Consider the following 6,977-nt stretch of genomic DNA (forward strand, 5'->3'; position numbering starts at 1 on the left):
GGCCAGGGCGCTGCGGCTGAGCAGGTTGCCACCCAGGAACATCGCCGCGCCGCACAGGGCGCCGGCGCCGATAAAGCGGCGACGGGTAAGGCCGACCATCTGTTCGAGGTCAGTGGCTTGGTTTTCTTCCAGCAGGCTCATGTCAGGCTCCTTACGGTTTTTGCAGACACCTTAAGGAGCGGGCGTGACGAAATTGTTGCAGTTTGATGGCGCGTGCTCGCTACACCGGGGTGCCGAGCAATACCTGGCCGGGGGCGAATTGCACCTGGATCGGCCGGCCAGGCGCGGCGTCGAGTGCGCTCAGTGCGGCGGGCTGCGCCAGGGCACACAGCACCTGACCGCTGGGCAGGCCGATGCGGACTTCGCTGGGGCCGTCTTCAGCGTCGAGAATCGTCTCGATGACACCGCTCAGGCAATTGTGTCCAAGTGTTGCGGTTTGCCCGGTGGCCAGTAATTCCAGCCAGCCGGCCTTGATCAGGGCCACCACTTCTACGCCGGGCTCCAGCTCCAGCCGTTGCGTGCTGTCGTGCGTGATGTGTGCCTCCAGGTACAGGCCACCCGCCAGTTCCAGGCGCACCGTGTCATTACGCCCATGGCGCTCGATGGCGCTGACTTGGCCATGCAGCTGATTGCGCGCACTGGTGCGCAGCATCAGGCGGCCCAGCAAATTGAAGTCGCGGGCCGCTTCGTCGGTGGCGAGCACCTCGGCTTGCAAGGCTTGCAGGCGCTGATAAAGGCGCAGCACGCGCTCACCTTCGCTTGTCAGCCTGGCGCCGCCACCGCCTTTGCCGCCGACGCTGCGCTCCACCAACGGCGTTTGCGCCAGGTTGTTCAGTTCATCGATGGCGTCCCACGTGGCTTTGTAGCTCAACCCGGCACTTTTGGCGGCACGGGTGATGGACCCCTGCTCGGCGATATGCGCCAGCAAGGCGATGCGCTGAGGGCGGCGGATGATGTGCTGGCTGAGCGGCGAGGGCAGGGACATGGGGATACGCCTGGCTGGAATGAGCGGACGTTGCCGCCCGGCGGCCCGGGAGTCAAGTCATGTGCCGGGTTTGGGCGTGCGGGCCAGGCAATACACATCGACCTGACGCGCACCGGCCTTCATCAACAAGCGCGCCAGGCTGTGGGCGGTGGCGCCAGTGGTCAGCACGTCGTCCACCAGCGCCAGGTGCCGGCCCTGCACCCAGGCGCCGGGTGCCAGGGCGAAGGCATTGAGCAGGTTGCGTTTGCGCGTTTTGGCGTCGAGGTCTTGTTGCGCGATGGTTTCCTGGGGGCGTAGCAACAGGTGCTCATCGCAGGGGATGTCCAGGTCGGCACTGAGCCAGCGCGCCAGCATCACGGCCTGGTTATAGCCACGCTGGCGCAGACGCTTGGGGGGCATCGGTACCGGTAGCAGGCAATCGGGGCGGCTGAGTTCGGCATTCTCGAACCGATGTTGCAGCAGCCGCCCGAGCAAGCGTCCCAGCAGGTGCCCCAACGGCCAGCGCGCCTGATGCTTGAACCGGCTGATCAGGCTGTCCACCGGGAAGCTGTAGGTCCAGGGCGCAATCACTTGTTGATACGCAGGCGGATGTTTCTGGCATTGGCCGCACACCAAGCCGTCCATGGGCAAGGGCAGGGCGCAGACGTCACAGCGCTCCATCAGCCACGGCAGTTCGGTTTCGCAGGCGTTGCACACACAATCGTCGCTTTCAGCGCGTTCATCGCAGATCAAACAGGTTTGTACGCTTTTTAACCAGATGTAAACCTGGTGTTTGTGGCTTGGTTGACAGCGCATGAATCTTCCTTAAATATGCCGAGCATCCGTGTCGTACCTGTGGGTATTGCCCTTCCCGCAGCGTTAGCCAAAGCATAATCAAGGAATCGCCCATGAGCGCCAGCACCTCTGCCACCCTGCGTCACGATTGGTCTTTGGCCGAAGTCAAAGCCCTGTTCGTGCAGCCGTTCAATGACCTGTTGTTCCAGGCGCAGACCGTGCACCGCGCGCATTTCGACGCCAATCGGGTGCAGGTCTCCACGCTGCTGTCGATCAAAACCGGCGCCTGCCCGGAAGATTGCAAATATTGTCCGCAGTCGGGTCACTACAACACCGGCCTGGAAAAAGAAAAGCTGATGGAGGTGCAGAAAGTCCTCGAAGAGGCTGCCCGCGCCAAGGCCATCGGTTCGACACGTTTCTGCATGGGCGCCGCCTGGAAACATCCATCGGCCAAAGACATGCCCTACGTGCTGGAGATGGTCAAGGGCGTGAAGGCCATGGGCCTGGAAACCTGCATGACCCTCGGCCGTCTCGATCAGGACCAGACCGCCGCGTTGGCCCAGGCCGGCCTCGACTACTACAACCACAACCTCGATACCTCGCCGGAATTCTACGGTTCGATCATCACCACGCGTACCTACAGCGAACGCCTGCAGACCCTGGCCTATGTGCGTGAGTCGGGGATGAAGATCTGCTCCGGCGGTATTCTCGGCATGGGCGAGTCCCTCGATGACCGCGCCAACCTGCTGATCCAGCTGGCCAACCTGCCGGAGCATCCGGAGTCGGTGCCGATCAACATGCTGGTCAAGGTGGCCGGTACGCCGTTGGAAAACGCCGAGGACATCGACCCGTTCGACTTCATCCGCATGCTGGCGGTGGCGCGCATCCTGATGCCGCAATCCCATGTGCGCCTGTCGGCCGGCCGTGAGGCGATGAACGAACAGATGCAGGCCCTGGCGTTCTTTGCCGGCGCCAACTCGATTTTCTACGGCGACAAGCTGCTGACCACCGCCAACCCGCAGGCGGACAAGGACATGCAACTGTTCTCGCGCCTCGGGATTCTGCCGGAGGCGCGTGAAGAGCATGCCGACGAAGTGCATCAGGCGGCCATTGAACAGGCGTTGGTGGAGCAGAAGAGCAGCGAGCAGTTCTACAACGCCGCCGCCGTTTGATTGAAATGCATTCAAAAGGTGGGAGGGGGGCAAGCCCCCTCCCACCTTTTGAACCGCGAACACCCTGCTGAATCGAGGCCTGCATGTCTTTCGATCTCGCCGCGCGCCTCGCTGCCCGCCGTGCCGAACACCTTTACCGTCAACGCCCCTTGCTGGAGAGCCCCCAGGGCCCGGAAGTGGTGGTGGACGGCAAGCCGCTGCTCGCGTTTTGCAACAATGACTACCTTGGCTTGGCCAACCATCCACAGGTGATAGAAGCCTGGCGCGCCGGTGCTTCCCGCTGGGGCGTGGGCGGTGGCGCGTCGCACCTGGTGGTGGGGCATGCCACGCCGCACCATGAGCTGGAAGAAGCCCTGGCCGACTTGACCGGGCGCCCGCGTGCGTTGCTGTTTACCACCGGCTACATGGCCAACCTCGGCGCGGTCACCGCCTTGGTGGGGCAGGGCGATACCGTGCTGGAAGATCGTCTGAACCATGCGTCGTTGCTGGATGCCGGTTTGTTGTCCGGCGCACGGTTTACCCGTTACCTGCATAACGATGCTGCCAGCCTGGCCAAGCGCCTGGAGAAAGCCACCGGTAACGCACTGGTGGTGACCGATGGCGTATTCAGCATGGATGGCAACCTCGCCGATCTGCCGGCACTGGCCCGCGAAGCCAGGGCCAGGGGCGCCTGGTTGATGGTGGACGACGCCCACGGCTTCGGCCCGCTGGGGGCCAATGGCGCGGGGATCGTCGAGCATTTTGGCTTGAGCCAGGAAGACGTGCCGGTGTTGGTCGGCACCCTCGGCAAAGCCTTCGGCACCGCCGGTGCCTTTGTGGCGGGCAGTGAAGAACTGATCGAAAGCCTGATTCAATTCGCCCGGCCCTACATCTACACCACCAGCCAGCCGCCGGCGCTGGCCTGCGCCACCCTCAAAAGTCTGGAGCTGCTGCGTACCGAGCATTGGCGCCGCGAGCACCTCAACGGGTTGATCCGTCAGTTCCGCCAGGGCGCCGAGCAGATCGGCCTGGCGTTGATGGACAGTTTTACGCCGATCCAACCGATCCTGATGGGCGACAGCGCACGAGCCTTGCGCCTGTCGCAGATGCTGCGCGAGCGCGGGCTGATGGTGACGGCGATCCGCCCCCCCACCGTGCCCGCCGGCAGCGCCCGTTTGCGCGTGACATTGACGGCGGCCCACAGCGCAGCCCAGGTGCAGCTATTGTTAAACGCATTGGAAGCGTGTTTCCGGTTGTTAAACACCACGGAGCCCGAGCATGCGTGATCGATTGGTATTGCTGCCCGGCTGGGGCCTTGGCGTGTCGCCGCTGGAACCGCTGGCCGCGGCGTTGTACGGCTTGAATGAACACTTGCACGTGCAGATCGAACCGTTGCCGGCCCTGGATTCCAGCGACCTGAGCGAATGGCTCGACGAACTGGATGCCACGCTGCCGGACAATACCTGGCTCGGCGGCTGGTCCCTGGGCGGCATGCTCGCCTCGGAGCTGGCGGCACGCCGTGCAGAGCGTTGCTGCGGATTGCTCACCCTGGCGAGCAATCCGTGTTTTGTCGCCCATGATGGTTGGCCGCAGGCGATGCCTGCCGAAACATTCGACGCGTTCCTCGCCGGCTGCCACGCCGACTCCCAGGTCACCCTCAAGCGCTTCGGCCTGTTGTGCGCCAAGGGCGCGGCCGACCCGCGCGGGCTCTCGCGTTTGCTGGTCAGTGGCGCACCGAATACCTCGCCCAGCGTGTTGATGCCCGGCCTGGAATTGCTTGCCCAATTGGACACCCGCGCCGCCTTGCAAGCGTTTCGCGGGCCGCAACTGCACCTGTTTGCCGGTCAGGACGGGCTGGTGCCCGCCGAAGCCGCCAGTGACTTGCTGGCGCTGCTGCCCGATGTGGAAATCGGCCTTATTGAACAGGCCGGTCACGCTTTTCTTCTGGAGGACCCCCACGGTGTAGCGGGGGCCATCCAGGCTTTTTTGCATGAGTGCGTCGATGACTGATCTATCCCATCCCCACCTGCCGGGCGCCTTGCCCGACAAGCGCCAGGTGGCCGCTTCGTTCTCCCGGGCTGCGGCCAGTTATGACAGCGTGGCCGAGCTGCAGCGGGCGGTGGGGCATGCCCTGCTCGCGCAATTACCGCCGGGGCTCGCGCCACAACGCTGGCTCGACCTGGGCTGCGGCACGGGCTATTTCAGCCGTGCACTGGGTGAGCGCCTGCCTGCCAGCCAGGGCATCGCGCTGGATATCGCCGAAGGCATGCTCAAGCATGCGCGGCCTGCTGGCGGCGCGCAGCACTTCATCGCCGGCGATGCGGAACGCTTGCCCCTGAAGACTGGCAGCTTCGAGCTGATGTTCTCCAGCCTGGCGGTGCAGTGGTGTGCGAACTTCGACGCAGTCCTCAGTGAGGCCTTTCGCGTGCTGCAACCGGGCGGTGTGCTGGCCTTTGCCAGCCTGTGCGTGGGCACGCTGGATGAGCTGCGCGAGAGCTGGCGCGCGGCGGATGGCTGGGTTCACGTCAACCGTTTTCGCACCTTCGAGGCTTATCAGCAGCTGTGCGCCGCCAGTGGTTTTCGGGTGACCCGCCTGGAGCGGCGGCCCCATGTCCTGCATTACCCGGACGTGCGCAGCCTGACCCATGAGTTGAAAGCATTGGGCGCACACAACCTCAACCCGGGGCGCCCGGGAGGGTTGACGGGGCGCGCGCGGATTGCGGCATTGGTGCAGGCCTACGAGCAGTTCCGTCAGCCCCATGGCCTGCCCGCTACGTACCAAGTGGTGTACGCCGTACTGGAGAAACCGCTATGAACGCCGCTTATTTCATCACCGGCACCGACACCGACGTGGGCAAGACCACCATTGCCGCCGGCCTTCTGCATGCCGCGCGCCAGGCGGGTAAAACCACGGCGGCGGGAAAACCCGTGGCGTCGGGCTGCCAGGTCACGCCCAAGGGCTTGCGTAACGCCGACGCCCTGGCACTGCTTGCCGAATGTTCGTTGCCGTTGACCTATGCCGAGGTCAACCCGGTGGCGTTGGAACCGGCGATTGCGCCGCATCTGGCGGCACGTGAGGCGGGCGTTGCGCTGACAGTGCAATCCTTGCTCCAGCCCATGCAGCGGATTCTCGGACACAACGCGGACTTCACGTTGATCGAGGGCGCAGGGGGGTGGCGCGTGCCGCTGGCCGATCAAGCCAACCTGTCGGACCTGGCCATGGCCCTCAAATTACCGGTGATCCTGGTGGTGGGTGTGCGTCTTGGGTGTATCAGCCATGCGTTGCTGACCGCCGAAGCGATCGCGCGCGATGGATTGCCGCTGGCCGGTTGGGTGGCCAATATCATCGACCCGAAGACCTCTCGTCTGGAAGAGAACCTCGCCACCCTGGCCGAGCGTTTGCCGGCGCCCTGCCTTGGACGGGTGCCGAAACTCAAGCATGCCGGGGCAGCCGAGGTGGCCGCTTACCTGCAAATGGACCTGCTTGACTGATTTTGGCTATCGCTAAGGCAATGTGCCATTAGTGTTTTTAACGGGCCTTTCGCCAGGATGTCTGGTTCAATTGGCCTTCACGATTCTCTAAATGCAGGCTTACGCCATGGAAATCTCTGGAAGCAGCGCGTTTTATTCGGGCCTGAGCACCATCCAGGCCGGGCAGAACCGTGTCGACCAGGCCGCTGGGAAGATCGCCAGCGCGTCGACGACCCAGCCATCGGCCGCGCAAAGCGACCGTCTGCAAGCCAATGATCGTGCTCAGGCGTCCAACTCGGCGAGCAATATGGTCGAAATGGCCCAAGGCAAGTTTCAAGTGGAGCTGGGCGCGAAAGTCGCCAAGGCTTCGGACGAAATGCTCGGTACGTTGATCGATACCTACGCCTGATTCCCCTGAGGCATGCCATTTAAAATGTGGGAGGGGGCTTGCCCCCGATAGCCATAGGTATCTACACAACTCTGTAGCGCTCAACCGTAACCACGATGCGAAGCGAGTCGCTCTTGACCTTGATCTTGATCTGCTTTTGATCCTAGGCGCCCCGTTAAACCACGCTGGCCGAACGCAGGCTTGAATC

Annotated in this window: 9 protein-coding genes; 6 read left to right on the top strand and 3 right to left on the bottom strand. The window is 63.6% G+C overall.

All coding sequences use genetic code 11. The annotated features are described in order from the left end of the window. The 3 genes from BFP90_RS27470 to BFP90_RS15070 form a co-directional block, all read right to left on the bottom strand. Positions 1–141, bottom strand: a 141-nt coding sequence (locus BFP90_RS27470; protein ID WP_141688968.1) for a twin-arginine translocation signal domain-containing protein, incomplete at its 3' end; no start/stop codon positions are given. A 79-nt stretch (positions 142–220) separates the two neighbouring features. Then, positions 221–985, bottom strand: a complete 765-nt coding sequence (locus BFP90_RS15065; protein ID WP_065897220.1) for a TOBE domain-containing protein — start codon at positions 983–985, stop codon at positions 221–223. Positions 986–1,042: 57 nt separating this feature from the next. After that, positions 1,043–1,780 carry a ComF family protein gene (locus BFP90_RS15070; protein WP_065897221.1) on the bottom strand — a complete coding sequence of 246 codons (738 nt, stop codon included), beginning with the start codon at positions 1,778–1,780 and terminating at the stop codon, positions 1,043–1,045. Positions 1,781–1,872: 92 nt separating this feature from the next. On the opposite strand from BFP90_RS15070, the gene bioB reads away from it, so the two are divergent. From bioB to BFP90_RS15100, 6 genes are all read left to right on the top strand, one after another. Further along, positions 1,873–2,931: a biotin synthase BioB gene (gene bioB / locus BFP90_RS15075; protein ID WP_065897223.1), complete on the top strand. Its 1,059-nt coding sequence runs from the start codon at positions 1,873–1,875 to the stop codon at positions 2,929–2,931. A gap of 83 nt (positions 2,932–3,014) precedes the next feature. Further along, complete coding sequence (gene bioF / locus BFP90_RS15080) at positions 3,015–4,196, top strand: 8-amino-7-oxononanoate synthase (protein WP_065885472.1); 1,182 nt, start codon at positions 3,015–3,017, stop codon at positions 4,194–4,196. Next, positions 4,189–4,920: an alpha/beta fold hydrolase gene (locus tag BFP90_RS15085; protein WP_065894128.1), complete on the top strand. Its 732-nt coding sequence runs from the start codon at positions 4,189–4,191 to the stop codon at positions 4,918–4,920. Before bioF ends, BFP90_RS15085 begins: the two co-directional genes overlap by 8 nt. Continuing rightward, positions 4,913–5,725 carry a malonyl-ACP O-methyltransferase BioC gene (gene bioC, locus BFP90_RS15090; protein WP_065897225.1) on the top strand — a complete coding sequence of 271 codons (813 nt, stop codon included), beginning with the start codon at positions 4,913–4,915 and terminating at the stop codon, positions 5,723–5,725. Before BFP90_RS15085 ends, bioC begins: the two co-directional genes overlap by 8 nt. Beyond that, a complete protein-coding gene (bioD, locus tag BFP90_RS15095) occupies positions 5,722–6,402 on the top strand; it encodes a dethiobiotin synthase (protein ID WP_065897227.1) in 681 nt (226 codons plus the stop codon). Before bioC ends, bioD begins: the two co-directional genes overlap by 4 nt. Before the next feature lie 106 nt (positions 6,403–6,508). Then, positions 6,509–6,790 carry a pyrroloquinoline quinone biosynthesis protein PqqE gene (locus tag BFP90_RS15100; RefSeq protein WP_065894133.1) on the top strand — a complete coding sequence of 94 codons (282 nt, stop codon included), beginning with the start codon at positions 6,509–6,511 and terminating at the stop codon, positions 6,788–6,790. Positions 6,791–6,977: the final 187 nt, after the last annotated feature.

The organism is Pseudomonas sp. 24 E 13 (assembly GCF_900004715.1).
Classification (GTDB): Bacteria; Pseudomonadota; Gammaproteobacteria; order Pseudomonadales; family Pseudomonadaceae; genus Aquipseudomonas; species Aquipseudomonas orientalis_A.